This window comes from Reichenbachiella sp. (assembly GCF_965233835.1).
Classification (GTDB): Bacteria; Bacteroidota; Bacteroidia; order Cytophagales; family Cyclobacteriaceae; genus Reichenbachiella.
Genome location: NZ_OZ247585.1, coordinates 2143956 through 2169461 on the forward strand (window position 1 = coordinate 2143956; position 25506 = coordinate 2169461).

Here is a 25506-nt window from a genome sequence, read left to right on the forward strand (position 1 = left end):
AGATTGAATAAAGATTTATCACAATTGCTTAAAAAAGTGACTCAGGTTGTAGTGTTTATTGTGTTAACCGCAATAACACAAATTGGAGGTGTTGTGTTTTGTATTTCTATTTATTTATACCGCAAATACGATATCAGAACTGGTTGGAAAAAAGTAGTGTTGGCGATGTTATCTTATTTGGCAGCAACTTTTATTATTGTTCCTGTTTTAGCTTCATTATGCGGAAGGGAAAAAGTAATTCATTCTGATAGAATCAAGCCAACATCTTATTTTACTGTTTTATCAAATCGTAATTATGTCAAACCAGAGTTAAATCAACTTCTGGCTTCTGCTGAAAAGAAACTTGTAGGAAGCACAATTGAGTTGAGGTATCTTGATGCGAATTTTCCATTTTTTGATGGGTTTCCTCTTTTACCTCATTTAAGTCATAATGATGGTAAAAAGCTTGATTTAAGTCTGGTATATGAAACGCTGAATGGACAAATCGTAAATGAGAAAAAATCCATCAGTGGATATGGCGTTTTTGAGGAACCAATGGATAACGAGTACAATCAGAGTGAGATGTGTCTAAGTAAAGGCTATTTTCAATATGATTACCCAAAGTATCTGACTTTTGGAAAAATTAATTCCACTTTAAATTTTTCCCATATTGGGACTAAAAAAATCATAGATGCGTTGTTAGCTGATCATGATTTGGAGAAACTCTTTATTGAACCTCATTTAAAAAGAAGATTGAGTCTGAATGATCAAAGAGTGAGATTTCACGGATGTGGAGCAGTCAGACACGATGATCACATCCATATTCAAATCAAATAGACCAACCATCCCATAATTCACGGTTTGTCACATTCAAACAAACAAATCATACCTCATTTAGTAAACTAGTGGTATGAAAACAATAATCTATACGCTGATGATATTCCTGATGGGAGGGAATGTTATGGCACAACCTGAATTGATTACCACTAAAACAGAATCTGGAAAAAAAGTCCAGTTTATTCTGCACTTGCCTAAATCGTACGATGCCTCTAAGGAATACCCAGTGGTCATCGGGCCGTCCGAGTTGGAAAATTTAGAAGGGTCTTACTATTGGAAGGATTTTAAGTCTAACGATTCTTGGATATTGATCGACGCACCTATTTACCTTGGAACAGGGCAGAAGCAGGCTGTAATAGCAATTCGGAGTTACCTGCAAAAAAACTATAGCATAGAAGGAGATAAGTTTCATGCGGTTTGTTTCAGTGCCAATAGTTCACCAGTATTTAAGTTGGTAATGGCGGCACCAGAACTCTTTCATAGCGTAACGGGAATGCCCGCTAGTGTATCTGCTTCAGAGGAGAATTTCAAAAAACTGAAGGATGTGAAAGTTCAACTGCTGGTAGGAGCAGATGACGGCTATTGGGTCAGAAGTAGCCAATCATTGCAGTCCAAGTTTGAAAAGCTTGGCGTTGAGTCTAATTTGGAAATTTTTCCCGGAATAGGACATTTTTTATTGAATGTTAAAGGCCAGCCACTCATGGATCGACTAAACCTTTTGAGACCATGAAAAGGATAGTCATTCTTCTGTTGGTTACTGCGCAATCAGTTTTTGCTCAGGATTATGAAATCCTGTTTACCAAACAAGTAAATAACAACGACAATATCCATTCAATCAACCAAGATGGGCGACTAAAGCAAATCACTAATCACCCGAGGAAGGATAGTAGTCCGGTGATGTCTCCAGACGGGGAGTATATGGTTTTTACTTCCGAACGTAAAGGGTGGTGGAAAATTTGGTTGATGAATTTGGAATCAGGAGAATTCAAACAATTGACAGATGCGAGTAGCGCAGAATATAGCCCTTCCTGGTCTCCTGATGGGAATCAAATCGTATTTGTATCTAGCAGAAATGGTGGATCAGAAATTTACACGATGACCAGAAATGGTAATGCCATCAAACAAATATCCACAGGACGAAACAACACGATGCCATCCTGGGCATCTAATGGTCGTATATATTACTCGAGTCAGGTAAACGGCGTTTATCAAATCATGAGTGCAAAACCTGACGGCTCTGATACTCAGCAATTGACAACTGGAAAAGGAGACAAACTTATGCCCCAATTATCACCAGATCAGCGTATGATGCTCTACTATGGCAATCTTCATGGTAATATGGAAATCTATAAAATGGAGCTGGCGTCTGGTCAAGCGATTAGGCTGACTAACAATCCGCTTATGGATATTAGAGCCAGATGGTCTCCGGATGGGTCGCTCATTGTTTTCGAGCGAGGCAACAAGCGCAATAATCAGCAAATCTATTTGATGCGTGCTGATGGATCTGAGCAAAAACCACTTACTAGATCCGGTTATAATTATGCCCCTTCGTTTGCCGTCAAGGTGGATTAATCAATTTTTTTAAAAATATTTTCATTTTAGCTTGTTTATAATAAGGAATCCTTACTATAATTGCATTGACGATATTGTCAAACACAAAAACATGAGTAATTATGAGTAAATCAGTTTTTTATCACGCAGGTTGTCCAGTATGTGTAAGTGTTGAGCAGGAGATTTTAGGTTTAATTGACGCTAACGCAGTTGAAGTCGTTCACCTTGGTGAAGACAAAGGGAAAGTAAGTACAGCAGAAGAAGCAGGTGTTCAGTCCGTGCCAGCCTTGGTTACACCATCTGGCAATGTATTGCATATCAACTTTGGTGCTTCACTCGATGATTTGAAGGCTTAATATTTTTTTGGTTTAAAAAGTTAGGAATCCTTATTAAAATAATGTTATGAAATATATAATTATGTTCACATTGATGTTTTTATCGATCACGGTAGGGGCATGCGAAGAATCTCAGGATATAAAGCCTGATGATCAAAATCTATTGATCAAGTCTGTTCAAGTCACCAATTTGGAAAGGTTTGGAATCAATGTTTGGGAAATAGAAGTAGAGGGAGCAGCAGGTGTGTCAGTTCCTACAGCTGCCGGTCAGCTTGATGGAGCTCCGGTGTTGGGTTATGTTTTTCCTACAAACCTAAAGCCTACTGATGTGGGCTTTTCGTCTACAGAAGGAATCGTGGCTATGGCACTTACCGCTCATCCGGATTTTGATGACACCCCTTTATGGGATGAAAACAATGATCAGGTGTATGATAATGATGGAGTGGAGTGGCACGCCCATTGGGTGGTACTTGTTGAGGATGATCGTGTAGGCGGCGGATTGGCTGTAAAACAGTTTGATACTGCTGATTCTGAGGTGGTACTTCCTCCTACCAATCCAGGCATGCCTATGTACATGGATTCACCAGGTTTTCAAGTAGTCACAGATGGGGCGTTTATCCGAGTCATTGTTCCGATGTATCGAATGAATAACCAATCGTCGTTTAGTTATGATGGAGTGACGGCTTATATGCAAGTGAATACTTCTTTGAGTGACAAACCGATGCTGGGTGTATATGAGGTGTACAGTGTAGCTAGTGGAGATTTGTCTCTTCCGTATCAGGTAAATAAAGAGTAATGGATATAGCTGTTTGGGATACCTATGTAAATCGCACAGATGGTCTGTTGATGCATTTTGACATTCTAGTTTCAACGGAAGTGCAGAAGAGTGATCAAATCCTTGAATACGCCAATCAGTTTTTGGCAAGCAAGGAGTTGGATGTAGAAAATGTGGAGATAAGGAAGTGTGAGTTCTGTCACATTGAAAGAGCGACTGACGAGACGGTTCGAGCTATTGAGGGAAAAGGCTTTGATATCATAGAGTTTGAAAATTGTGCCTAAGCCTTGGCTTACTAATTAGGAATACTAACTTTGTCTGGTGGGTATCATGCTCACCGGACAATTTTATGTTATGAAAAAGAGTGCATTTGACACGGAATCGCAGCAGCAAAATCTCACAAGTAAGGTGGTCGTGGGATTGGAGCGCATTTCAGAAGTTTTCAAAACGCTTTTATGGGATCAATCAAAGGCCACTGGATTAAGCCCTATTCAAATTCAGATCATCGTATTTGTCGCTTATCATAAACCAGACCTTTGCAAGGTGAGCTATCTGGCACAGGAGTTTAATGTAACCAAGCCCACCGTAAGTGATGCAGTTAGAGTATTGTTGCTCAAAGGGCTTATAGAAAAGAAAGACGCCGGTGGTGACAGTAGAAGTTATATTATTGGACTTACCACGAATGGAAAACAGATACTAGAGGGAATAGAGCAGTTTGCCGCTCCAATAGGGATAGAATTGGAGAAATTGGAAAGCGCACAATTGGCGAACATTTATCAGTCGTTGTCGAATTTGATTTTTCAGCTGAATCAATCAGGAATTCTTAGTGTACAGCGCACCTGTTTTTCTTGTCAATTCTATGAAAAAAAAGGGCATCAGGATTATTGCAATTTCCTTAATCAACCGCTTGCTAGTGAGGAGATCAGGATTGATTGTCCGGAATATGAATCAAAAAACTCCTAATGGATGGAATCTTTCTACGACCAAACCTTTGAAAGTTTAGACTTTTCTGAAAGTGGATTTGAAAATGGCGAATACGAAAGCTGCTTTTTTAAAAACTGCCTATTTTCTGATGTCAATTTGTCTCATCGAGTATTTATGGATTGTGACTTTGAAGATTGCGATTTCTCAGGAGTGAAGTTAGGAGATACGGCATTCAAGGACGTACGATTTAAGGGGTGCAAACTACAAGGCGTGGATTTCTCCTCATGCAATCCCTTTTTGTTAGAAATGAATTTTGAGAAATGTTTGATGAATTTAGCTTCTTTTTATCAGCTCAAATTGAAAGGAACATTTTTCAACGATTGTAGTCTCGAAGAAGCGGATTTTGTTGAGACAGATTTGAGTGAATCAAAGTTCACGTCGTGCAATTTAACCAAAGCCCAATTTGAGCATACCAATCTAGAAAAGGTAGATTTCCGAACCGCTCTTCATTTCTCTATTAACCCGCACAACAATAAGGTCACGAAAGCCAGGTTCTCAAGAGAAGGCTTGATTGGTTTGCTGGATCAGTTTGATATTAGGGTGGATTAAAAATTCATAAAAGCATAAGACAAAATATTGGCGCCCATTTTTAGGGCTTCTTGTCGCTTACTTTCTGTGTCGTTGTAAATCGACTGATCCTCCCATCCATTGCCTAAATCGGATTCATAGGAATAGTAGCATACTAAACGTCCTTTATAAATTAGTCCAAAACCTTGCGGAGGTTTGCCATCGTGTTCATGAATTTTTGGGAGTCCGTTTTTGAACTTGAATTTCTGATCATAAATGGGGTGGTTGAATGGTAGTTCCACAAATTCTAATTCTGGAAATACCTTCTTCATTTCCAGACGAATGAATTGATCCATGCCATAATTGTCATCGATGTGAAGAAATCCACCAGCGATCAGATAATTACGAAGATTTTCGGCTTGTCTGGAATTGAAAACCACATTGCCGTGACCTGTAAGATAAATGTAGGGATAAAGAAAAATATCCGGGCTCCCTACCTCAACCACTTCATCTACCTTGTCCAAATCCATTCTCAGGTGTCTGTTACAAAACGATGCGAGGTTGGGGAGTGCTGTTTTGTTGGCGTACCAATCTCCACCACCATCGTATTTGAGTTTGGCTAGTTTTATTTTGTCTTGACTGAAGGAGCCGAAGGAAATTAGCAGGCTAAAATATAGAAGTATGTACTTGATCATTTAGCGTTCCTATTTCTTGTCGTAAGCAGAAGGTTTACCTAAAATTTTCTCTTTTCTTTGACGACCATTCTTGGCTCTAAAAAGATCCTGAGGAAGGTATAATTCCAAATTGACGTTGATTAAAAAATAACCATCGTTTTTCTTATTACCTCTTTGGGCGCCTGGTACAATGGCATCGTAAGCTTCCTCGTTTATTTCTGGGACTTCGTTTTTCCTATTACTTAGAGAGGCCTCAATGGTTCCGTCTTCAAAGGGACCCGCATAGTTGCCATATACATCATCCAGATGGCCTGAGAATGTAAATCGATAACCCAAGTCAAGCGATAAATTGAGAAACTCATTGAGCGCTGCTTTTACACCTAAGTTCACAGGGATGATCCAGGCTGATTTACCATAGGATTCGGTTTCGGTTCCAATATCTCTTAGGTCGTAGGTGGTGGTTACGTCGTTGATGTCTGTAAAATCTGCTTTTGGATTGTAATACGTTTTTCCGAAACCCGCTGCTATGTAAGGTTCGTAGGTCCTTCTTTTGTGGTATTTGCCTCTGTATTTCAAGAAATAATAAACGCCTTCAACCTGCCACTCATAATTAGTAGAATGAAAGGATAGATTCCTCTGTCTATTGAAGGAACTGTCGGCAGCGTTTTCATCTGTACCTTCCAATTTATATCTCGAAAATTGAACCCTAGCGCCTATTCGAGTAAGCAGTCTGGCTTCTACCCCAAAGTTCATGTGCGAAAGGCCTTCCGAAAAAGGATTGCCATTGGTTAGGTCTCCCATGTATCCAGTCCAACCCGTGCCCGCATAGATCGAAAAGTATCGATCATGCAATTGCCAGCCCAAAAAACTTTGTGCCTGACCTATCCATGTGATCATTGAAAGGAAAGAAAATAGAATTATTTTTTTAATCATAGATACCTGTGCAACGAGGTAAATTTAATGTAATCAATGAAAAGATAACGGACAGAAGGAAGCATTATGCTACAATTGTCAAATTTCTATTGTTCCTTTTTAAGAACTAGCGTAGTCATGCACCTTTGGTTTTCTACAATCACTGTTTTGACAGGCTCCACTTTGGAGTAGTTATGATCAGCGATAATTGTTGAGACCATGTTTTCAGTAAGTAAGAATCTTTGACTGCCATCCGGTAGGTTATATCTTCCATTAGACAAACTCTCATGACCATGAAGTCCTATGTTGGAAGCCATACGAATGAAAAGTGTGCCATCTGCACTCAGCACTCTACTTAATTCTTCAAGCATTTGCCAAAAATGATCTTCCGACTGAGCAAAATGTAAAACAGCCGAACAAATAACATAATCAAACTCATGGTTATCAAATGATAGTTTGGACAACTCGCCCACTTGAAATCGGTCTTTCGAATAATGAGCATAATTGGACCCAATGACAAACTGTAGCATACGGATGGCGTTCTCATTTTGGTCAATACCGTGAACATCAAACCCATTATTTAAGAAATAAATAAGGTTTCTTCCCTCACCGCATCCAGCATCCAGCATTTTTGCATCCGAATTAATATTTCCCTTTAGGACTTGATCCAAGAGGTATAAATCAATATTTCCTAAGTATTTATTGAGTTGTGATGTAGTCATGTTGCAAAATGAACGTTGTGGTAGTAATGGCGAATTTATGTCATAAACTCTAATTTCGAAGTGAGTTCTATGTTTGAACTAATAGCTCATTGAGAGTAATTGTTTAGCCGTGTCAGAGACAATTTGTATTTTAGCGACTAAATGAAACAAAGACCCATTTTCTTCATTATTATATGCTGTTTCGCCTTGATATCTCATTCTGTCTTGGCTGAAAAGACGAAGCAGGCTCTACGTGCTTACGATAAAGGTGATTATGAAAAGGTGGAAGATATACTCATCAAGTCAATGAAGGATGATAGCTTGAATCCTGCGACAGAGTATGTGTGGGCGCTACTTTATTCCAATGAAAACTACCCTAAGTATCACTTAGATACGGCTCATTTTTATATTGAATATGCCTGTGAACATATCAGACTACAAAATGAAGATCATTTAGATGAGCTTGAAGATGCTGATCTATTCGAATATGATCTAAAAAACAAAAAAATAGCCATTGACAGTATGGCTTTTGTTGCTGCGAACAGCAAGGGAGATATAGCTGCTTATGAGCATTTTATTGATATTTATGAAGGAGCTGCAGATTTTGAACAAGCAGTAGCGAAGCGTAATCAGTTAGTTTTTTCAAAGGTAGAATCTGCACATACCTGGCAAGCATATGCTAGCTTTCTAGAAGAATACCCAAATGCAACCCAAGCAGCCAAAGCGCAAATTCAGTATGATAAATTGATATTCGAAGACAAGACGAGCTCGGGAAAAACGGAAGATCTTGAGAAATTTCTACTTGAAGAGCCTCGGACCCCTTATCGCCATTCTATTGAACGGAAAATTTTTGAAGATTATGTTGGCGAACTGGATGCCGATCGGATAATTGATTTTCTTAGGAAGTATGATAATCCAGTCCTTTCACTTCGGGCGCAGAGCATGCTTTACCATTTGGAAAGAACGAATTTTTCCTCCTTGGTTCAAAAGATAGGTGTCAAATCCAATTTTATGGATTCAGTTCATCAGTTGGAGAGATTGAATAACCAAGCCCTTTACTTTGCACATAGAAGGGGAGGATTTGGTTTTCTTAGTCTAGATGGTGAAACCTTTCTTGAGCATTCATACTTGAAAGTAGATGCCAAATATAGATGCGGAAATATATTAGATGAATTACTGTCAGTAGAATTGACTGACAGCAAACAACTAGTTAACCGAAAGGGTGAGGTAGTCTTTAAAGGGTTTGATGGTCAGGCACAAGATCTTGGCAGTGGTTTGCTGGTTGTTGAGGAAGAAGGTAAAGTTGGGCTGATTCATAAGTCCGGTTTTAGGTTAATAGATGCAGTCTATGACGATCTGGCGCTTTTAGAAAATAGTTTATTGTCCTTTGAACTGAACGGTAAACTTGGTGTGATGTCAGTTACAGGCAGAAGATACATCCGACCAGAATTTGATGAAATTTATACGAAGGGTCCTTTTTGGATATTTAGGCAAGGTGAAAATTTTGGTGTTTCCAACCTTAAACAAGTAAAAGATATTGATTCATTCAATTTGAACTTACCTTTCGAGGAGGTCGAGTTGATTAACGACAAATACATTATCGGCTTTCTAGAGGACAGTGAAGTCCTGTTGAATGATCAATTGGAAGTGATAACTCCAGAGGCCACTCAAAGGATAAATACGAAGCACGAAACCTGGGTGATTGAACTACTGGATGGTTACACAACTTTTGATCCGGGACTGGGAGAGCTTTCTGCAAATATTTATCAGGATGTACATCAAAATGATGAATGGCTAGGCTTGACAAGAAATGGTAAATGGTTCGTTTATAATAAAAACATCCATGATGAGCCAATCATTGGGGTGGATTCACTAAAACTATTAGGTGAGGACATTGCCATCGTATTCAGGGGTAAAGATGGTTTGGCTATATTTCCCAACAAGGAGGTAGTTGAGATAACAGAAGGTCAGTATCTCAAATCAATTGGGCCAAAAATAAAAACGGATATACACTTTCTTGTTGTCAAGGAGGGAGGCGAAAATATTTTGTATAAAAATGGATTGGAGCAGTTTAGACTTGCTTGCGATGAGCTTGGATACATTTCGGATAGCGCCTTTTATGTAAAGAAAAACAATAAGTACGGAGCTGTAGGCTTGGATGGCCGTCTGATTATGCGTATTCGATACGACGCGATTAGTGAAGCGGAGAACGAGGTAGCTCCTGTTTTGTATAATGGGAAATTTGGTGCTTACAATTTTAGAGACCGTGTGTTGCTTAGGTTGGATTACCTAGAGAAAATCAAACCTTATAATAAGGAAATGTTCATTGTTAACGAAGATGGCGAATACGGTCTCTTGGATAACTTGAATGAACTGCGAGTGGAACCCGAATTTGAGCAGATAGAATATTGGTCAGACTCAAGTTTTTTAGGGCTGAAAGATGGGTATTGGAATATTGTTAACATGTCGAATGGTACCAGAACGTTAGCAGATATCAAGTATTATGAATTCATAAAAAATACACCAATTGAAAAAATTCTCCTTATTCGGAAAGAAGAAGGGTATGGCGTATTTCATAGTGCTAAAGGGTTAATTATACCTACGGTTTTTCACGACGTGATGAATTTAGGAGGTGAGGAAACCCAGTTGTACTTTACTGAAACGGCGGTCTCCGAAGCAGATATATATGTAGTAGTTTACTATGATACAAACGGAAATAAATTATTCTCAGAAGCTTATCGTGAGGATATCTATGATAAATTGGTTTGTGAGGATTAGTAGTCTTTTTCTACTGCTTCAATTATTTTTCCATACCATTCGTTGAAGTCAAAATCTCCTCGTTTGTACGTGACACCCAGGCGAACAATAACTAAATCCATTGAAGGAATAATCATGATGCGCTGACTGTGGAAACCGTTCATGCTATAAGCATCAAGCGGTACTTTAGAAAAACGACCGCCACTATTGATCCAAAAATGACCACCGTAAAGTTGATCTGACCCATTGGCTGGTTCTTGAATAAATGAAATCCATTCTGGTGATATGATTTGTTCGCCTTCCCAAGTACCATTCTGTAAATAAAGCTGTCCTATCTTAGCCCAATCTCTGGCCGTAGCCCACGCATAGGACGAACCCACAAATTCTCCGGTGGCGTCTGTTTCTATTCTCATACTGTACATACCCAATCGCCCGAAAAGACTGTCGTACGGGAATTTGAGATAATCTTTATGCGAAGTGAAAAATCTCTTCATTTGGCTGGATAGGATGTTACTTGTTCCAGAAGAATAGTTCCAAACCGAGCCTGGCTTAAATTCAGCAGGTACGCTTTGGGCGTATTGACCAATGGCATCGCTATTGAACAACATGGTGACGGCATCACTTAGGTCTGCATAGTCTTCTTTCCATCTCAGGCCACTATTCATTTGTAACAGGTGTTTCCAGGTGATTTGAGACCTGTCGTCATTTTGCCATTCGGCAATACCAGTTCTGTCATCGATATCTAATAAGCCATTGTCGTACAAAATCCCAAATAGTGTAGAGGTCAAACTTTTAGTCATTGACCAACCTAGTAGAGGAGTTTTTTTATCTACTTCGGGTGCGTATTGCTCTCCGATGAGTTGCCCGTTGTGTAGTACCACCACGGCTCGTGTGTTTTTTGTGGGAAAATTAGGGTCGGTTTCAATAAAGGCGTTATTAATGGCTTTGGCTAATGAGGGAGTGGTAGGAGCCGTTCTTTGCTTAAACCAATGGGTTAAAGTATCATGTTTTTGTCTGTGTAGCTCAAAATTTGCCGTATAAGCGTCTTCAGGACTTAACTCTGTCAAAAGTGCACATCCGAGCCCTTCTCTATACACTGCAGTTTTTGGATGAAGTCCAAAGAGGGAAGCTGTGGCTGTTTTTTCTTTTTTGTCAATTTTGAACTTGACTAGCTGAAGTGGTTTGAAATTCAACTCTTTGTTGTAGATCGTTTCTTCGTCCATATTAGCAATGAAAGTGCATGAACAGGCAATTTTTGCTGTATAGCCGGACATGATAACCAATTTTGGATAATAGGTGATTACCCCTGCAATAAATCCACAACATACTATGGCAATAAAGATCCACTTGACTATTTTCATTTTACTTTGCTTATATGGCTTTAATCAACGTTTGTCATTAACTACTAACTTAGCATGACTGGTCAATATTATGAAGTGCTTGGGGGAGAATCGTCAAAACTTAACATAAAGGAGTTTGTTCGCGAATAGAATTTATTGGAAAACACAAATGGTACTTAAAAGAAAGTGGTTATTGGAAAAGTGGCCATTCGGCCATAATAATGACTTTCAACGTTTCGTAATTCTTTGTCATCCACGGACTGGATCCACTTGGTTGCATACCCTGCTAAATTCCAATACGCGAGTCATGTCCTATGGTGAGATTCTTACCGAAAAAAAAAGCATGACAAAACTAGAGGAAGCGATTTGGTCTGATCATCACTCCTTTATTCAGGCCGTCGGCTGCAAAATTTTCTATGAACAACTAGGTGATGAGCAATTTTGTCATGTATTGGGTGAAATAGCTTCTAATCCAAATATCAAGATAATTGATCTCAGTCGAAAGGATTCTCGAGCTGCGTTTTCATCGCTAAAAATTGCCAAGAAATCTGGCACTTGGAGTAGCACCCGAAACAATCAAAATAAGGGGAACTCAGTGTTTATTGCGGAAAAAGAATCTGATTCATACACTGAGAATTTAGAGTTGAATAGAGCCAGGGTACTGCATGAACTTAAGTTTCATGAGGTGTTTTCCTTGAGCTACGAAGATCTTGTTAGAAACGAGGGGCGAGAAATGGATAGAGTTCAAAACTTCCTCAATGTGACTCCAGTTTCTTTATTCTCGTTACTTCGAAAACAGGCTGATGTATGACATTTCCATTGGATGAGCACATTTACTACCGAACAACTTTAATGAAATTCGTATATTACACATCTTCGAAACATTGACCGACCAAATGATTTTAAGACCTAACTACATAGTCTTCTTTATAGTATTACTCGTTTTAGGATGTGGCACTGACCATGACCCTGTTTCTACTCCTGACCCGGTAGAGGACTGGTATACAATTTCATCTATAGATAGCCAAACCTGGGCCATACAAGAACCAAAAAGCTCTCAAGCTAATGTAAGTTATTTGATTGCTGGATCTGATCGGGCAATTATGTTTGATTCAGGGACTGGCGAAAATAAAGGTCAAGACGGTAGTAAAATGATGTACAAAGTACAGGAGCTTACCCAATTACCCGTTACGCTCTTACTTTCTCATTTTCATTTTGATCATAATCATAATGTGGCCGAATTTGATGAGATAGCGCTTCCCAACTTATCTTTTCTTAAAGATGGTATAGGAGAAGGCGATGTATATGACTTTAGTGAGGCCGAGTTGTTTGTAGGCTCAAGGCCGGCCACAATCACCGTAGGTGAATGGCTGCCATTAGAAAAGGATATTGATTTAGGAGAAAGAAATATTCAAATAGTGAATCTTCCTGGGCACACCAGGGAATCTGTGGTTATTGTGGATCACAATGAAAAAAGAGCCTTTACTGGAGATTTCTTATATAGCGGTGCTTTATTCGCCTTCGATGCAAGTGATTTGAGAGTTTATTTGAGGAGTATGGAGAAATTTCTTACAATTATTGATGAAAGCTATACGCTCTACGGAGCGCACGGAAGTCCGAAAGTGTCTTATCAGTATTTACTTAATTCGAAGGGTTTATTGGATTGTATAGTAAATGGAGACTGTTATACAGAAACTATTACTACCGTATTTGGTAAAAACGCTACAATCTATTTTTCTAAAACCGACGGCACGGCATTTTATCTGGTTCATTCAGATTGAGCCATCCATTTATCGCATCGGCAATCGTTCCAGTCATCCAAAAAGGCTTTATATTCTTTTAAGAATGATTCAATTGAAGAAATTCCGCGTACTACCTTTTTACCTTCATGAAGTTCAGGCTCTTCTAGGGACTTCTCTATTGTGATTTTGTGCGCTGCACACCATTCTTCTAGTTTAGCCTTCCATATCAACTCTTCTGGATATTTAGTAGTAATTCTGAGATCTAGCATGTTTTGTGAATAAGACCGTTTAATAATAAGCCAACAACCTGAGATTGTTTGTTGTTCCTTATCCCATTACGTTTGCGGCAAAAATAAACTAATGAAGACTATTGATATTCCAATTCCCCCAGAAGCTAAAGGGCTAATATTTGACCTTGATGGGACCATACTAGATTCTATGCCACTTCATCATGATGGATACAATCACGCACTGGCTCCCCATGGAATTGAGTATCCAAAAGAGATTTTCGAAAGTAGAGGAGGGATTCCAACAAAGGATACTATGAGGTTGATTGAGGCAGATTACCAAATTAAAAACTTTGATATTAATCGAGCACTTGAGATGAAACGAATATTTGTGGAAAGTAATCTGGATAAGATTCAGCTGATCAATCCCGTATTTGAAATTATCAAAAACTATCAGAAAAGACTTCCCATGGCAGTAGGGACGGGAAGTAATAGGAAAGTAGTAAATGAGCTTTTTGACAGATTCAAGCTTTCAAAATATATAACGCATGTAGTAACTGCAACAGAGGTCTCCTATTACAAGCCACATCCGGAAACATTTCTGAAATGTGCAGAGTTAATGGGAATAGAACCTGAAGATTGTGTAGTATTTGAAGACGGGAAACCAGGCATGCAAGCAGCTGAAACCGCAGGTATGAAGGTTGTAGATGTGACTAAATACTTATAATGTATTAAGAGGTGGTCTTTTTGCCTTTGTTTTTTCCATCTACCCACTTACCGTCTTTCACTTGACCCAAGTAGTTCACAATTTTGCTTTTTTCGTATTGCTTAGTGGCAAATTCTATTTCGGCCATGCTATTTCTGCGCAATTTAATTGCCGAGCTAGACCCTTTAGTTCTTAATTCAATGTAGTATCCTTCTTTCAATGCTACCGGTTTGGTTGCCGGTCTTCCTTTTTGCTTTTGCTCCATCGCCATACTTAATATTTCTAGTTTACATCTCTAATCAACGTGAATTGCTGATTATTAGTTTCTTTATGGAATATAACCCGATTTTTCTAATTATCTAGGTTTTGTACAATTCATTTCCATTTGTTAAGCAAAAAACGTACCTAAAAGGCAGTTTCGTTTGAGATTAAACGATTTAATTCTTGGATTAGTTCAAATTAGTCCTCATCTGCTTTTTAATTTACTCCAGCCATTTGCTATCTTCACCATCCACTAAAACCAATACCCAAATGAAAAATTTTAGTATCAGTCTGGCTTTAGGCCTCGCCCTTTTCTCTTGTTCTCAGAAAGAAACGCCAGAGGAAACCCCATCAATAGATATGTCAGAGCGAGTAAATGAATACGCAGAATATACGTTAACAGCCGATCTAGGACATTTATCCGATAATCAACGTCAAATGATTCCCATTCTCATAGAGGTGTCTAAGATAATGGACGATCTATTTTGGAAGGAAGCTTATGGAGACAAAAGTGCTTTGCTGAATAGTTTGCCAGATGAAGCGACTAAACAGTTTGCTACCATAAATTATGGTCCATGGGACAGATTGAGAGCCGATGAACCTTTTGTACAAGGAATGGGTGAAAAACCGGCCGGAGCGCAGTATTATCCTGCCGATATGACAAAAGAGGAGTTTGAAGCGTTCGATGATGCGAAAAAAACAAGCCTTTATACATTGATTCGAAGAAATGAGGCTGGTGAATTGTATACCGTTCCATTCAATGAAGCGTTTGCAGAGGAAGTAAAAGAGGCAGCCCATTTGCTTAGACAAGCTGCTGATCTAGCTGATGACGAAGATTTTAGTATTTACTTGAGCCTAAGAGCAGATGCTCTGTTGTCTGATGACTACCTAGCCAGTGACTTAGAATGGATGGATATGAAATCTAATATGATTGATTTTGTAGTAGGTCCGATAGAGAACTATGAAGACAAGTTGTACAACTACAAAGCTGCTCATGAGGCCTATGTGCTGATAAAAGATATGGAATGGAGTGAGCGTTTGACGAAGTTCGTTTCATTTCTGCCCGAATTGCAGGAGAACCTTCCTGTAGCCGATGAGTACAAGCAAGAATCTCCGGGAACAGATTCGGATTTGAATGCTTATGACGTCATCTATTATGCTGGTGATTGTAATTCTGGCGGAAAAACAATTGCGATCAACCTTCCTAATGATGAAAGAGTTCAGCTAGAAAAAGGGACACGTAGATTACAACTGAAAAATGCAATGCGGGCAAAGTTCGACAAGATCATGGTGCCCATCAATAACCTACTGATCCATGAGTCTCAAAGAAAGCATGTGACATTCGATGCTTTTTTCGCTAATACCATGTTTCATGAAGTGGCTCATGGATTAGGAATTAAGAATACCATTAATGGTAGTGGTACAGTAAGGCAAGCGCTCAAAGAGCATGGTTCTGCATTAGAAGAAGGGAAAGCAGATATTCTTGGTTTATACATGGTGACACAATTGCAGGAGAAGGGTGAAATAGAAGGAGAGTTGATGGACTACTACACCACTTTCTTAGCAGGTATTTTTAGATCTGTTCGGTTTGGTGCAAGCAGTGCACATGGTAAGGCTAATATGATTCGATTCAACTACTTTAAGGAGCAAAACGCCTTCAGCTACAATCCGGAAAATGGAACCTACAAAGTGAATTTTGAAGAGTTTCAAGCTGCTATGAATTCTCTGTCAGGAGTGATCTTGAAATTGCAAGGAGATGGAGATTATGCAGGAGTAGATGTGCTATTCAAAGAAAAAGGGATTGTTGGACCTGAATTGCAGAAAGATCTGGATCGAGTAGGTGAAGCTGGGATTCCAAGAGACATTGTCTTCAAACAAGGTGTCGAGGTATTGGGTCTGCAATCCGACAATAGCTGAGCAACTAGGTAATAGCATTGAAATTACAAGTTTGGCCCGTTTGACCGACGGGCCTTTTTCAATAATCTAAACTTTAAATAATGAAACTCATTTCAAGTTTACTTTTTGTCACATGGTGTTTAGTCGCGTGTAATTCCAACAAAACAAACCAGAACCAAAATACTAATCAAGTGCTCAAGACCGATCAATCAGAAATTAGTTACAACATCTCGGGTGAAGGAGAAGTCACTTTGCTATTTGTTCATGGATGGAACATCAATAAATCGTATTGGGACCAACAGCAAGCCAAGTTTCATGAAAATTATCAAATTGTAGCCATAGACCTACCTGGTTTTGGTGGCTCTAAAAATCTGAAGCCAACGTATGCTATTGACTCCTATGCGAATGATATCAAAGCATTGATCAATCACCTTGAATTGGATAAAGTAGTCTTGATAGGACATTCGATGGGCGGTAGAATTATTTTGGAAGCTGCACAAGACAATGAAAGCGTCATTGCTTTGGTAGGTGTAGATAACTACAAAGAAGTTCAACAAAAGTTGAATGATGAGTTAAAGGCCGAAGCTGATGGTTTTGTAGAATGGCTCAGAGCTGACTTTGCTAACAATTCAGCAGTTTATGTGGACCAGTACTTGATTTTTGAAGGAACGGATAGCTTGGTGAGAAAGAGAATTGTGAAAGACTATAAAATGGCTAATCCAGAGGCCTCTATTCCTGCTATTCAAACTTATTTGGATTATCCCTATTCCGAACAAGAGCGATTAACGAATTTGAATGTGCCACTTTTTTTGATATCCAGTGATATGTCGCCGGTCGATACCGTTGGTTTGAAAAGTACGGGATTGGATTTTAGAGTTTTTGAAATGAGCCAAACCGGTCATTTTCCTATGGTGGAGCAGCCTAAACAGTTCAACGAATTCTTAGCGTTTGCTTTGAAAGATTTTAAACAGAAAATAAATTAAAAAAGAGCTCTAGTTAGCTCTTTTTTAATTTTGATACACCCTTGCTTATTTGTGTTGTGAATAGAGGTGTTGACACAATTTTTTAGTTGGTACTCGGATATTAATGCACCGCTCTGGCTCTTCTGAATCTCCTCTCCATGACCTGCAACCACATTCTTTACAAGCTCCGGATCCATGATTTTCTGCAAGTAAGGGCTGCCTATCTGACGAGCTGCATCCATACATAATTAAAATGGCAAATAGGATTTTGATCGTTTTCATAATATCTGGGGTTAAGGTTTAATTGTAATATTTTATGAAATTAGATCAATATCCGTGATGGGTCAATACCTGAATTATGGTATTCTTATTCAGTAGAGGGTTTGATTGATATGAATTTTTTAGTGGCAATCCAACCAATAAAGGAAAAGACTGCCAGCAGTAAAAAGACAAATTGATGTCCCAAGACTCCAGGATAGTTATCTAAGAAATACCCCATCAATGGCCCCATGAAAATGTCTGGAGTGAAACCTATGACAGATATAAGGCCAATTGAAGTTCCTGAAAGTGCTAATGGAATGTGAGCTTCTTGAACCAGTGAAAAGTACAAACCACGCACGGCATATACCCCTAGACAACTGGATATGATCATCAAGAGATAATAGAAGGGTGTATCGGCCGGTAGCCAGCCACTACCGATAATTAACCCACTGATCATCATGATACCAAACCCCCAGGAGATGACTTTAGAGGATTGACCTATTCGATCTGCCAAAAAACCAGCGACGATGGCAGCGATCATACGCATCCAAAGGGCCAAGGCGCCTACTTGAGCGGAGGCTACATCGGAGAACCCCAGAATGTCGCTCGCCAGTAGCGAAAAGTCATCAGTCACTTTGTAGCCTACATAGGCGCAGACAATGATTATAGCCTGATACCAAATGACTTGTTTTCCCATGACCAGTTTTAGTTCACGCCAGGTGATTCGTTTGGTGGTTGGATTGGAACTGGGAGTGGAGTTTTTGAAGAAAATGGCAATTAGGATACCGACCAAAATCACCCATCCGGAAAAGAAAAACACCACCTGTCGAAAAGCATATTGTTGCTCGGTCAAGCTAGGTGATTCATGATCTGGAAGGTAAAAGGCCAAAATACCCACGGCTATAGTGCCTACGAGTGCAGCCATCAGTCCACGGCCTCCTTCGAGTAAACCGAAGGCTCTGGCTTGAAAATCTTCACCGCCAATGATACGGGTAGCCTTGAGTAGCGCTGCCCAAAAAAGCAAAATCGTAGTTAATCCCCAAAAAGCATAGAGCCAGGAAAGTTCTGCATAAGAACTGATGAAATTCATGACTATACCTCCTAGGCCCGTAACAGTAAGTGCAGTCGCAAGTAAGGTACCTGGTGAGAATCGATCCGCTAATGGCCCACCAAAAAAGTAGGAGACCATGGCAATAACTCCGTAGGCAGAAAACAGTGTACCGAGCTCCAGATTGGTGATTTCAAAAACTGCCAGAAATGTCGGTCTAAAAACACGAGCCAAAACAAAGGGCAAAAAGAAAATAGATTCACCCGCCAAGATCAATAGCAGCAGCTGAAATATCCGCTTAGAACGCTTCGGCTTGTTAGAGTGATGATCATGCATTACGTATGGTAGGCAATAGTATTTACCACTTGCATAAACTGAAATTAATGAGAAACCCCTCTTTTTGCATTTTTAACAAGTTGTTTAAGTACATCGTAGTCTTCTGGAACAGGTACTACGCCATTTTCTTTTTCGTACGTTTTGTAAGCTGATTTTAACTCTTCAACCAATTCAGGCATTTTCGTAACAAGATTGGACATTTCAGAAGGATCATTTACAATATCATAGAGTTCCCATTCTCCGGTTCCCTTCGTTTTAGGATTGATAACCAATTTGTAATTGCCTTTGAATACTGCGCTACTGCCTGCCAGTTCATAACCAATTATTTCATCTTCTGCATGTACAGATTCTGTTTTTCCATTTAGTGAGCTCCACATACTTGTTCCGGTAATTGGATAGATCTCTTTTCCGTTGTAAGTATTGCCGCTACCATCTATTCCTGCAATTTCAAGTATGGTTGGAACGATGTCTTTGACGAAACCAAATTCGCTTGTTACTTTTCCGGCCTCCAGCGATTTTGGATACCACGCAATGAATGGTACTCTAATGCCTCCTTCAGTTGAAAAAGTCTTGTAAAAACTGTTTGGCGTGTTTGCTGTGGCAGCCCAACCTGGTCCATAGTCAGCAAATGAACCCTTTTGTCCCATGGCAGAATAATCGCCACTATAATCTTCTATAGTTACGTAGTCATAATTCTCTTTATACCACACATCAAAGCCCGACTTAGTTGGTAGTTGATTGGGGTCAGCGCCATTGTCTGCTAGAAAAATGATAACCGTATTATCGTATTCTCCAATCTCTTTCAAATAGTTCAACAGGCGACCAATATTGTAATCCATGTTGTCAACCATCCCCGCATAGGTCTGCATTCTTCTCGCATTGAATTTTTTCTCCTCATCTGATAGTGATTCCCAATCCGAAATCTTCCAATCTGGTTCAATAGTAGCAGCATTGTCAAAATTGAGACTAACATCTTTAGAAACAATGCCAAGCTCTTTTTGTCTTTCCAATCGCTTCATTCTTAGTTCTTTCCAGCCGGCATCATAGACGCCATTATACTTGTCAATGTATGATTTTGGTGCCTGATGAGGGTAGTGCACCGCCTGAAAAGATACATAAGCAAAAAATGGTTTCCCCTCTTGCCTATCAGAACCAATATAATTCATCATTTTGTCAGTGTAATAGTTGGAAGAATAATAGTCTTCTGTTGGTAAACTCACTTGCTTGTCGTCTTCGAAATAATGAACTGCATCATACATTGGTGCATATGGTTGCTCTACCCAATTGTCAGCACCACTTTCCATAAGAGCAAAAGATCGCTCAAAACCTTTTGCGTAGGGAATGGTCGTTTCTGAGTGTCCCAAGTGCCACTTTCCAACCATATAAGTGTTGTATCCGCCATCTTTCATTCGGGTTGCAACAGAAACAACATCATCGTTCAAATAACCTTCATAGCCAGGTTGACCAAATTGATTGTCAGCTTGAATTTCAGTCATGTTGCCAAGGCCGGCTCTATGATTATCTACTCCTGTCATAAGCATTGTTCTCGTGGGTGAACAAGCAGCCCCTACGTGAAAGTTGGTGAATTGAACTCCTTCCTTGGCCAATTGATCTACGTTTGGTGTTTGTATCTCGCTTCCGTATACACCAATATCACCATAACCCATATCATCTGCTAGCAGGATTAAGACATTTGGTTTTTTATTTTGGATTGTTTTGGACTCTTCCTTTTGTTGTGGAGGTTGACATCCAGTTACTATTAACATTCCGATAACTCCAAGCATTATAAAGTGTCTCTTCATGGCCGTGTATTGTTAGTTTAGGATTTTCAAATTTTTATTCATGTGGTCAACGTCACGGCTTGAATTGTACTTAGCGAACGTTGACTTAGTTTCAAATACAATATAACCAATTCTGTGATTTGATTCGAAAAAGGGTCCACACGAAGGCCGTTGTTAACCTCCTATCATTAACAAATATCCAATCACCGCCAATACAATCCACCCAGGATGCCTGCCCTTGGTGCCAACTAAAACCAGGCCAGAGGATAAGAACATAGCATACATAGATGATTCAAAAATGAAAGTTGCAAGTGAGGAGTTTGTATCACTTGGGTCACCGGAAATCTGGATAAGTATAGCACCGATACACCAGCCAAATACCGAAGCCAAATGCCAGGTAGCCCACAAGATGCGCAGGTGTCGCTCTTTGAGGTCTGGACTCGACAGACTCGGAACAAGCCATCCCTTCTTTCTTTTGTTTTTAAAAATCAAAAACTCACCCAAAAAAGAGTGGATAAGTCCTAGAATGAAACATAGGATTCCGGCGGTTAGGAAGTAGAGGTTCATCTTATTTAGGATTAAAGCTTTCTAAGACTTGTTTTCTTTCTTCCTCCTTTTTAAGGCGCTCGTAGACATAGGGAGGAGAAGCCCTGACTTTACAGTTTTGTGCCATGCAGCGCTCGCAGGTGTCATTCACGAGCTGGGTCTTGATGGCTGTGTCTCCCAGAAATTTAATTGTGCTACGCACCTTTTCATCCAGTTTGATACCCAAGGCCAAGCTGTTGTTCATTCCTTTGGTCGGGGTGAAGGGTTTAGCAAGAGACAGCAATAAAAATTCTTCTCCCGTATCGATGTAGCGAGCGATCTGTGCCCCGCCGATGATTTCACCGGGTTTGGTCTTGTGAATTTCTTCCAATTCGTCCAGCATGGTGATAAACTTCCACCGCCTACAAAAATGCTCTTGTAGCGTGGTGCCTCGCGGTTGATTGGTTCTGGATAGGTGCATTTCCTTGCCTAGATGATAGTGATCCGTACCAGGCCGATGATTGAATTTAAAGAAGAACAATTCATGGAAACCGAAGTACTCGGGTAATAAATTGGTCATGCGCTGTAGCACCATCTCTGGTGTGGTATTGTAGTGGCGCATGGTGTCGATGAGTATGTTTTGATTCCATTGTTCACTGGAGAAAAAGTCCTGTAAATCCTGAAGGAAATTATTCCTGTTTATTAAAACCGAGGAGGCGAAATAGGAAGCCTTGAAGTCATTCAATACCTGATCGAAATTATCGATTTTCACCCAAGGGGTAGCAGTGTTTCTTTGCTTGAACTTCAGGTAATTGAACCCTACTTCTTTGGCCAGATAGAAAGCTCGTTGTCTTTGGCTCAGTTCGCTATTAAGTACGAGTTTCTTTCTGCGCTTCTCCTGGATCATCAAACTTCGCAAGTCGCTCAGTGAGGAGTGCTCTGTGAAGTCGTTGTTTACCAGCTTGTAGTTGTATTTTTCGGTCAGGTAGTCTTCAAACTCTGACTCAGGAATGTACTTACCAGCCAGTAGTCTCACCTCTTCTGAAAACTGTTCTGCTGCTTCTTCTATCTCTGGGAAGAAGTTTTCATGAATTTCCTGATAGGAACGTAATACGGAGAAGTAGAAGGTCTCCACACGTACATCATAGTTTCGACTTACCTCCAAGAGCGTACCAATAAATGCATTGAGTTTGGATGGGGCGTTGGATAACAAATCCAAAAGCCTAGACAACTCCAGTCCAAACAAATCCAGCGGAAGCTCCGAGAGAATGCCAGAATGCAAAAGTCGCGAGACTGGTGCTAATTTTTTGTTGAGTACCTCAGATTTAAGCTCCGTCGGTTTCACCTTTAGGGCGTCTGCCAATGCGATGAGTTTTTCTGACTTGGGATATTTTTTACCTTTTTCAATCTCATTTAAATAAGAAACAGAAATACCTGAAAGATCTGATAGTTGTTGAAGCGATAGCGAATGGTTTTGCCTCAATTGCTTCAGCTTGATTCCAAAAATGAGTTTGACGTATTCTTTATTCAATGCCATAATGAATCATCAAAATAAGCAGAAATTTCAGTCTCTGCCATCTCTCAAATTGATTTTCAATAAAATAGAGAGAATTACCTGAGTTCTTCGCTTTTGGCCAGCAGTTTCATCAAACTCACCAGGTGAGCGAATAAGACGGCGGGAACTACAAATCCTGGTAACCAAATAAATGGAAAGTGGAACACTGCAATATTGGGCTGGTCTAATGCAAATGTTTGAAATGGAGTAGGTGCAGCCAAGATAGCGTGTGCCACAATATTGACCAATAATCCAAGGGTGATGAAATTCCATAGAATAGCGCCAATACGACTTTTACTTCTTAGGCCTACCATAAAGATGGCTACGAAAGGAGCGGATACGCCAGAGAGAATATCATAATTGATACCCTCGAAAGTAAGCAGGTATGGCACCAGCTGACTACCTGCGAGCCACCATAACACAATTTCAATGGGAACCCGGACAATGTGAAGGTAGGTAAGTGTAGTTATGGGTATTCGCATCAAAAAGGCACGTGATCTTTTGATGGACAGAAGAACCACAATGGCTATAATCGGAGGTGGAAGCACATAAAATAGCTTAGGTGGCATAGCTTCAAAGTCGAGAAAAAAATCGTAAAGTGCCAAAAGAGCAATTAAAAATAGCCAGACCATAATAAAGGTCGAAGCAACGATGGCATTGTTGTTGGATTTGGATTTTTGGGCTAGTTTGATACCATAATAAAGGAACCCAAAGGTGGCAGCGACTGTGGCTAGAAATACGCCACTGACGTAGGAGGGAAGTTCACTCATAAGGTTTTTAATGATGTAGAACTAAGTTAATAATTATCTTGATATGTTTGTCAGTCCGCAATTATTTTTTGAATTGGATAAATACCTAAAAGTTGATTGATAGTAGTAACTGGCAGACATTTGTAGAATTACTGAAAACGGCTCTGAAGACCGAGCCTTTGGGTATGAAGGCGCAGAAGGAGATGGCTCCGTTACCTGATGTCTCGCAACGGTTCGATAGAGAAAGCGCCAAAAAAGCACGTCAGAGCGCAGTGATGATTTTACTCTATCAGGAACAAGATAAAATCAAGTTTCCACTGATTGTAAGGCCACAATACCCAGGAGTGCATAGTGGCCAGATTGCGCTGCCTGGTGGTAAATATGAAGACGACGACAGTGACTTGATTTATACCGCACTTCGTGAAACCCAAGAAGAGGTAGGGGTGGATATCAATGAGGTCGAAGTGATCGGCCAATTGTCAGAACTTTATGTGCCACCCAGCAATTTCAATATCTTACCTGTGATCGGTTTATTATCAAAAGCTCCTCAGTTCATTTTAGAAGAAAAAGAAGTGGAGGAATTGGTCACTGCGGATATCAATGTTTTGAACGACAAATCAAAAAGAAAACAAAAGCAAATGACTTTCTACAGTGGACTCAATGTGGATGTACCTTATTTTGATATTGAAGAAAAGGTAGTTTGGGGAGCTACGGCTATGATCCTGAGTGAATTTGCAACCATTATAAACAACATAAACATTAAGAAATGAATGAATCTACCGCTTTGATCACCAATGATGCCGTGGTCTTTGGACTCCTAATGGTTTTGTTAGGGATTGTTTTTAAGACCAATGCTTCTTCTCATCCTTTTTGGAAAAAATTCTATGGCATCTTTCCTTCTGTGTTGGTATGCTATTTCCTACCGTCAGTATTCAACTCATTGGGCATTATTGACGGAAATAATTCAAAATTATATTTTGTTGCTTCCAGATATATGCTACCAGCAGCCTTGGTATTACTCACGCTGAGCACGAATTTCAAAGAGATTAAGAAATTAGGTTCCAAAGCCATTATCATGTTTCTCACGGGTACAATGGGTATAGTGATTGGGGGACCGATTGCGTTGCTTGTGATGGGATGGATTGCTCCTGATGTGATTGGGGCAAGTGCCGAAGATGTATGGCGTGGTATGACCACTGTGGCTGGAAGTTGGATTGGAGGAAGTGCCAATCAGGCGGCCATGAAGGAAGTTTTTGAGGTAGGGGATGTGATCTTCTCGAAAATGGTAACTGTTGACATTCTTGTGGCCAATGTTTGGATGGCCGTTATTTTGATTGGTGCAGGAAAGTCTAAAATGGTTGATAAAATGTTTAAGGCTGATGCCTCGGCCATAGATGAAGTGAAAACCAGAATAGAAGAGTATAGCGCAAGTATAGCCAAGATGCCCACACTCACTGATTTTATGACCATTCTGGCGATTGGCTCCGGAGCTACTGGAATTGCTCATTTGCTCAGTGATATCATAGCGCCCTATTTAGCAGCAAACTACCCAGAATTGGCTACTTATAGTTTGACTAGTGGATTCTTTTGGATTGTTGTAATTGCCACAGCCATCGGACTGAGCCTTTCTTTTACCAAATATAGAAACCTGGAAGGCGTAGGTTCTACTCGAGTAGGCAGTGCATTCATTTATGTCATTATTGCCACTATTGGTATGCACATGGACGTCATGGCCATTTTTGAATCTCCAGGACTTTTCTTGGTAGGTATCATTTGGATGCTAGTACATGTAATTTTACTGTTAGGCGTAGCAAAGTTGATCAGAGCGCCATTCTTTTTTGTGGCGGTGGGAAGTCAGGCTAACGTAGGAGGAGCGGCTTCTGCTCCCGTGGTAGCAGCGGCGTTTCATCCATCACTCGCGCCGGTAGGTGTTTTGTTGGCGGTATTGGGGTATACCTTGGGTACTTATGCGGCCTATCTATGTGGTCTATTGATGCAGGCAGCTTCGATAAATTAAAACTTACTAAATCCAGATAAAAACTTTACCTCGTAGATACGTGTATGTACATGTATTGACTGTTATATGCTTATGAGAATTGGAATTT

General features: G+C 39.9%; 27 protein-coding genes. 16 read left to right on the forward strand and 11 right to left on the reverse strand.

Going from position 1 to position 25506, the window contains the following annotated elements; all coding sequences use genetic code 11:
- Positions 1-3: 3 nt before the first annotated feature.
- The 8 genes from ACO6S2_RS09205 to ACO6S2_RS09240 all read left to right on the forward strand — a co-directional run bounded on the left by ACO6S2_RS09205 (position 4) and on the right by ACO6S2_RS09240 (position 5010).
- Positions 4-816 carry a hypothetical protein gene (locus ACO6S2_RS09205; RefSeq protein WP_422362206.1) on the forward strand — a complete coding sequence of 271 codons (813 nt, stop codon included), beginning with the start codon at positions 4-6 and terminating at the stop codon, positions 814-816.
- Positions 817-889: 73 nt separating this feature from the next.
- Positions 890-1546: a hypothetical protein gene (locus ACO6S2_RS09210; protein ID WP_422362207.1), complete on the forward strand. Its 657-nt coding sequence runs from the start codon at positions 890-892 to the stop codon at positions 1544-1546.
- The gene (locus ACO6S2_RS09215) at positions 1543-2388 is read left to right on the forward strand and encodes a TolB family protein (RefSeq protein ID WP_422362208.1); all 846 of its coding nucleotides are present in this window, start codon (positions 1543-1545) and stop codon (positions 2386-2388) included. The genes ACO6S2_RS09210 and ACO6S2_RS09215 overlap by 4 nt, the downstream gene beginning before the upstream one ends.
- Positions 2389-2489: 101 nt before the next feature.
- Entirely contained in the window at positions 2490-2723 is a 234-nt protein-coding gene (locus ACO6S2_RS09220) for a thioredoxin family protein (protein WP_422362209.1), read from the forward strand.
- A 46-nt stretch (positions 2724-2769) separates the two neighbouring features.
- Positions 2770-3498, forward strand: coding sequence for a hypothetical protein (locus ACO6S2_RS09225; protein ID WP_422362210.1), 729 nt, complete (start codon positions 2770-2772; stop codon positions 3496-3498).
- On the forward strand, positions 3498-3761 hold the full coding sequence (locus ACO6S2_RS09230) for a DUF2024 family protein (protein WP_422362211.1): 264 nt from the start codon (positions 3498-3500) through the stop codon (positions 3759-3761). Before ACO6S2_RS09225 ends, ACO6S2_RS09230 begins: the two co-directional genes overlap by 1 nt.
- Positions 3762-3831: 70 nt before the next feature.
- On the forward strand, positions 3832-4440 hold the full coding sequence (locus ACO6S2_RS09235) for a MarR family winged helix-turn-helix transcriptional regulator (protein WP_422362212.1): 609 nt from the start codon (positions 3832-3834) through the stop codon (positions 4438-4440).
- A 3-nt stretch (positions 4441-4443) separates the two neighbouring features.
- A complete protein-coding gene (locus tag ACO6S2_RS09240; protein ID WP_422362213.1) occupies positions 4444-5010 on the forward strand; it encodes a pentapeptide repeat-containing protein in 567 nt (188 codons plus the stop codon).
- Here ACO6S2_RS09240 and ACO6S2_RS09245 read toward each other — a convergent pair.
- From ACO6S2_RS09245 to ACO6S2_RS09255, 3 genes are all read right to left on the reverse strand, one after another.
- Positions 5007-5663 carry a DUF4159 domain-containing protein gene (locus ACO6S2_RS09245; RefSeq protein WP_422362214.1) on the reverse strand — a complete coding sequence of 219 codons (657 nt, stop codon included), beginning with the start codon at positions 5661-5663 and terminating at the stop codon, positions 5007-5009. The genes ACO6S2_RS09240 and ACO6S2_RS09245 overlap by 4 nt on opposite strands.
- A gap of 9 nt (positions 5664-5672) precedes the next feature.
- A complete protein-coding gene (locus ACO6S2_RS09250) occupies positions 5673-6575 on the reverse strand; it encodes a DUF6089 family protein (protein ID WP_422362215.1) in 903 nt (300 codons plus the stop codon).
- A gap of 86 nt (positions 6576-6661) precedes the next feature.
- Complete coding sequence (locus tag ACO6S2_RS09255; RefSeq protein ID WP_422362216.1) at positions 6662-7276, reverse strand: class I SAM-dependent methyltransferase; 615 nt, start codon at positions 7274-7276, stop codon at positions 6662-6664.
- A 141-nt stretch (positions 7277-7417) separates the two neighbouring features.
- On the opposite strand from ACO6S2_RS09255, the gene ACO6S2_RS09260 reads away from it, so the two are divergent.
- The gene (locus ACO6S2_RS09260; protein ID WP_422362217.1) at positions 7418-10033 is read left to right on the forward strand and encodes a hypothetical protein; all 2616 of its coding nucleotides are present in this window, start codon (positions 7418-7420) and stop codon (positions 10031-10033) included.
- Here ACO6S2_RS09260 and ACO6S2_RS09265 read toward each other — a convergent pair.
- Entirely contained in the window at positions 10030-11373 is a 1344-nt protein-coding gene (locus ACO6S2_RS09265; protein ID WP_422362218.1) for a serine hydrolase domain-containing protein, read from the reverse strand. The two genes, ACO6S2_RS09260 and ACO6S2_RS09265, sit on opposite strands and share 4 nt — an antisense overlap.
- Positions 11374-11521: 148 nt before the next feature.
- Between ACO6S2_RS09265 and ACO6S2_RS09270 the strand changes: the two genes are divergently transcribed.
- Together ACO6S2_RS09270 and ACO6S2_RS09275 are read left to right on the forward strand one after the other, a co-directional pair.
- Positions 11522-12163, forward strand: coding sequence for a sulfotransferase domain-containing protein (locus ACO6S2_RS09270; protein ID WP_422362219.1), 642 nt, complete (start codon positions 11522-11524; stop codon positions 12161-12163).
- 85 nt (positions 12164-12248) lie between these two features.
- Positions 12249-13133, forward strand: coding sequence for an MBL fold metallo-hydrolase (locus tag ACO6S2_RS09275; RefSeq protein WP_422362220.1), 885 nt, complete (start codon positions 12249-12251; stop codon positions 13131-13133).
- Here the strand turns inward: ACO6S2_RS09275 and ACO6S2_RS09280 are convergent.
- Entirely contained in the window at positions 13121-13363 is a 243-nt protein-coding gene (locus tag ACO6S2_RS09280) for a hypothetical protein (RefSeq protein ID WP_422362221.1), read from the reverse strand. The genes ACO6S2_RS09275 and ACO6S2_RS09280 overlap by 13 nt on opposite strands.
- 91 nt (positions 13364-13454) lie before the next feature.
- Here ACO6S2_RS09280 and ACO6S2_RS09285 point away from each other — a divergent pair, with 91 nt between their 5' ends.
- On the forward strand, positions 13455-14048 hold the full coding sequence (locus tag ACO6S2_RS09285; protein WP_422362222.1) for an HAD family hydrolase: 594 nt from the start codon (positions 13455-13457) through the stop codon (positions 14046-14048).
- Positions 14049-14052: 4 nt separating this feature from the next.
- Here the strand turns inward: ACO6S2_RS09285 and ACO6S2_RS09290 are convergent, their stop codons facing one another.
- Complete coding sequence (locus ACO6S2_RS09290; RefSeq protein ID WP_422362223.1) at positions 14053-14298, reverse strand: hypothetical protein; 246 nt, start codon at positions 14296-14298, stop codon at positions 14053-14055.
- Positions 14299-14558: 260 nt separating this feature from the next.
- On the opposite strand from ACO6S2_RS09290, the gene ACO6S2_RS09295 reads away from it, so the two are divergent.
- On the forward strand, positions 14559-16205 hold the full coding sequence (locus tag ACO6S2_RS09295) for a dipeptidyl-peptidase 3 family protein (protein ID WP_422362224.1): 1647 nt from the start codon (positions 14559-14561) through the stop codon (positions 16203-16205).
- Positions 16206-16285: 80 nt separating this feature from the next.
- Complete coding sequence (locus ACO6S2_RS09300) at positions 16286-17167, forward strand: alpha/beta fold hydrolase (protein WP_422362225.1); 882 nt, start codon at positions 16286-16288, stop codon at positions 17165-17167.
- Between the two features lie 346 nt (positions 17168-17513).
- Here ACO6S2_RS09300 and ACO6S2_RS09305 read toward each other — a convergent pair whose 3' ends face one another.
- From ACO6S2_RS09305 to ACO6S2_RS09325, 5 genes are all read right to left on the reverse strand, one after another.
- Positions 17514-18791, reverse strand: coding sequence for an MFS transporter (locus tag ACO6S2_RS09305; RefSeq protein WP_422362226.1), 1278 nt, complete (start codon positions 18789-18791; stop codon positions 17514-17516).
- A 44-nt stretch (positions 18792-18835) separates the two neighbouring features.
- On the reverse strand, positions 18836-20593 hold the full coding sequence (locus ACO6S2_RS09310) for an arylsulfatase (protein ID WP_422362227.1): 1758 nt from the start codon (positions 20591-20593) through the stop codon (positions 18836-18838).
- A gap of 153 nt (positions 20594-20746) precedes the next feature.
- The gene (locus ACO6S2_RS09315) at positions 20747-21139 is read right to left on the reverse strand and encodes a hypothetical protein (protein ID WP_422362228.1); all 393 of its coding nucleotides are present in this window, start codon (positions 21137-21139) and stop codon (positions 20747-20749) included.
- Position 21140: 1 nt separating this feature from the next.
- Positions 21141-22634, reverse strand: coding sequence for a helix-turn-helix domain-containing protein (locus tag ACO6S2_RS09320; RefSeq protein WP_422362229.1), 1494 nt, complete (start codon positions 22632-22634; stop codon positions 21141-21143).
- A 74-nt stretch (positions 22635-22708) separates the two neighbouring features.
- Complete coding sequence (locus tag ACO6S2_RS09325) at positions 22709-23422, reverse strand: hypothetical protein (RefSeq protein WP_422362230.1); 714 nt, start codon at positions 23420-23422, stop codon at positions 22709-22711.
- Between the two features lie 92 nt (positions 23423-23514).
- Between ACO6S2_RS09325 and ACO6S2_RS09330 the strand changes: the two genes are divergently transcribed.
- Both ACO6S2_RS09330 and ACO6S2_RS09335 read left to right on the forward strand, forming a co-directional pair.
- Positions 23515-24171, forward strand: a complete 657-nt coding sequence (locus tag ACO6S2_RS09330; RefSeq protein ID WP_422362231.1) for an NUDIX hydrolase — start codon at positions 23515-23517, stop codon at positions 24169-24171.
- Positions 24168-25418: a DUF819 domain-containing protein gene (locus ACO6S2_RS09335; RefSeq protein ID WP_422362232.1), complete on the forward strand. Its 1251-nt coding sequence runs from the start codon at positions 24168-24170 to the stop codon at positions 25416-25418. The genes ACO6S2_RS09330 and ACO6S2_RS09335 overlap by 4 nt, the downstream gene beginning before the upstream one ends.
- The last annotated feature ends 88 nt before the right edge of the window (positions 25419-25506 follow it).

What these genes read in the sequence shown, in the direction of transcription:
- ACO6S2_RS09280 (WP_422362221.1), bottom strand. Translation starts at nt 13,363, where the DNA reads ATGCTAGATCTCAGAATTACTACTAAATATCCAGAAGAGTTGATATGG.
- ACO6S2_RS09290 (WP_422362223.1), bottom strand. Translation starts at nt 14,298, where the DNA reads ATGGCGATGGAGCAAAAGCAAAAAGGAAGACCGGCAACCAAACCGGTA.
- ACO6S2_RS09270 (WP_422362219.1), top strand. Translation starts at nt 11,522, where the DNA reads ATGGTACTTAAAAGAAAGTGGTTATTGGAAAAGTGGCCATTCGGCCAT.
- ACO6S2_RS09320 (WP_422362229.1), bottom strand. Translation starts at nt 22,634, where the DNA reads ATGGCATTGAATAAAGAATACGTCAAACTCATTTTTGGAATCAAGCTG.
- ACO6S2_RS09305 (WP_422362226.1), bottom strand. Translation starts at nt 18,791, where the DNA reads ATGCATGATCATCACTCTAACAAGCCGAAGCGTTCTAAGCGGATATTT.
- ACO6S2_RS09260 (WP_422362217.1), top strand. Translation starts at nt 7,418, where the DNA reads ATGAAACAAAGACCCATTTTCTTCATTATTATATGCTGTTTCGCCTTG.
- ACO6S2_RS09275 (WP_422362220.1), top strand. Translation starts at nt 12,249, where the DNA reads ATGATTTTAAGACCTAACTACATAGTCTTCTTTATAGTATTACTCGTT.
- ACO6S2_RS09220 (WP_422362209.1), top strand. Translation starts at nt 2,490, where the DNA reads ATGAGTAAATCAGTTTTTTATCACGCAGGTTGTCCAGTATGTGTAAGT.
- ACO6S2_RS09315 (WP_422362228.1), bottom strand. Translation starts at nt 21,139, where the DNA reads ATGAACCTCTACTTCCTAACCGCCGGAATCCTATGTTTCATTCTAGGA.
- ACO6S2_RS09265 (WP_422362218.1), bottom strand. Translation starts at nt 11,373, where the DNA reads ATGAAAATAGTCAAGTGGATCTTTATTGCCATAGTATGTTGTGGATTT.
- ACO6S2_RS09245 (WP_422362214.1), bottom strand. Translation starts at nt 5,663, where the DNA reads ATGATCAAGTACATACTTCTATATTTTAGCCTGCTAATTTCCTTCGGC.
- ACO6S2_RS09240 (WP_422362213.1), top strand. Translation starts at nt 4,444, where the DNA reads ATGGAATCTTTCTACGACCAAACCTTTGAAAGTTTAGACTTTTCTGAA.
- ACO6S2_RS09335 (WP_422362232.1), top strand. Translation starts at nt 24,168, where the DNA reads ATGAATGAATCTACCGCTTTGATCACCAATGATGCCGTGGTCTTTGGA.
- ACO6S2_RS09325 (WP_422362230.1), bottom strand. Translation starts at nt 23,422, where the DNA reads ATGAGTGAACTTCCCTCCTACGTCAGTGGCGTATTTCTAGCCACAGTC.
- ACO6S2_RS09235 (WP_422362212.1), top strand. Translation starts at nt 3,832, where the DNA reads ATGAAAAAGAGTGCATTTGACACGGAATCGCAGCAGCAAAATCTCACA.
- ACO6S2_RS09210 (WP_422362207.1), top strand. Translation starts at nt 890, where the DNA reads ATGAAAACAATAATCTATACGCTGATGATATTCCTGATGGGAGGGAAT.
- ACO6S2_RS09215 (WP_422362208.1), top strand. Translation starts at nt 1,543, where the DNA reads ATGAAAAGGATAGTCATTCTTCTGTTGGTTACTGCGCAATCAGTTTTT.
- ACO6S2_RS09255 (WP_422362216.1), bottom strand. Translation starts at nt 7,276, where the DNA reads ATGACTACATCACAACTCAATAAATACTTAGGAAATATTGATTTATAC.
- ACO6S2_RS09225 (WP_422362210.1), top strand. Translation starts at nt 2,770, where the DNA reads ATGAAATATATAATTATGTTCACATTGATGTTTTTATCGATCACGGTA.
- ACO6S2_RS09250 (WP_422362215.1), bottom strand. Translation starts at nt 6,575, where the DNA reads ATGATTAAAAAAATAATTCTATTTTCTTTCCTTTCAATGATCACATGG.
- ACO6S2_RS09230 (WP_422362211.1), top strand. Translation starts at nt 3,498, where the DNA reads ATGGATATAGCTGTTTGGGATACCTATGTAAATCGCACAGATGGTCTG.
- ACO6S2_RS09295 (WP_422362224.1), top strand. Translation starts at nt 14,559, where the DNA reads ATGAAAAATTTTAGTATCAGTCTGGCTTTAGGCCTCGCCCTTTTCTCT.
- ACO6S2_RS09300 (WP_422362225.1), top strand. Translation starts at nt 16,286, where the DNA reads ATGAAACTCATTTCAAGTTTACTTTTTGTCACATGGTGTTTAGTCGCG.
- ACO6S2_RS09285 (WP_422362222.1), top strand. Translation starts at nt 13,455, where the DNA reads ATGAAGACTATTGATATTCCAATTCCCCCAGAAGCTAAAGGGCTAATA.
- ACO6S2_RS09310 (WP_422362227.1), bottom strand. Translation starts at nt 20,593, where the DNA reads ATGAAGAGACACTTTATAATGCTTGGAGTTATCGGAATGTTAATAGTA.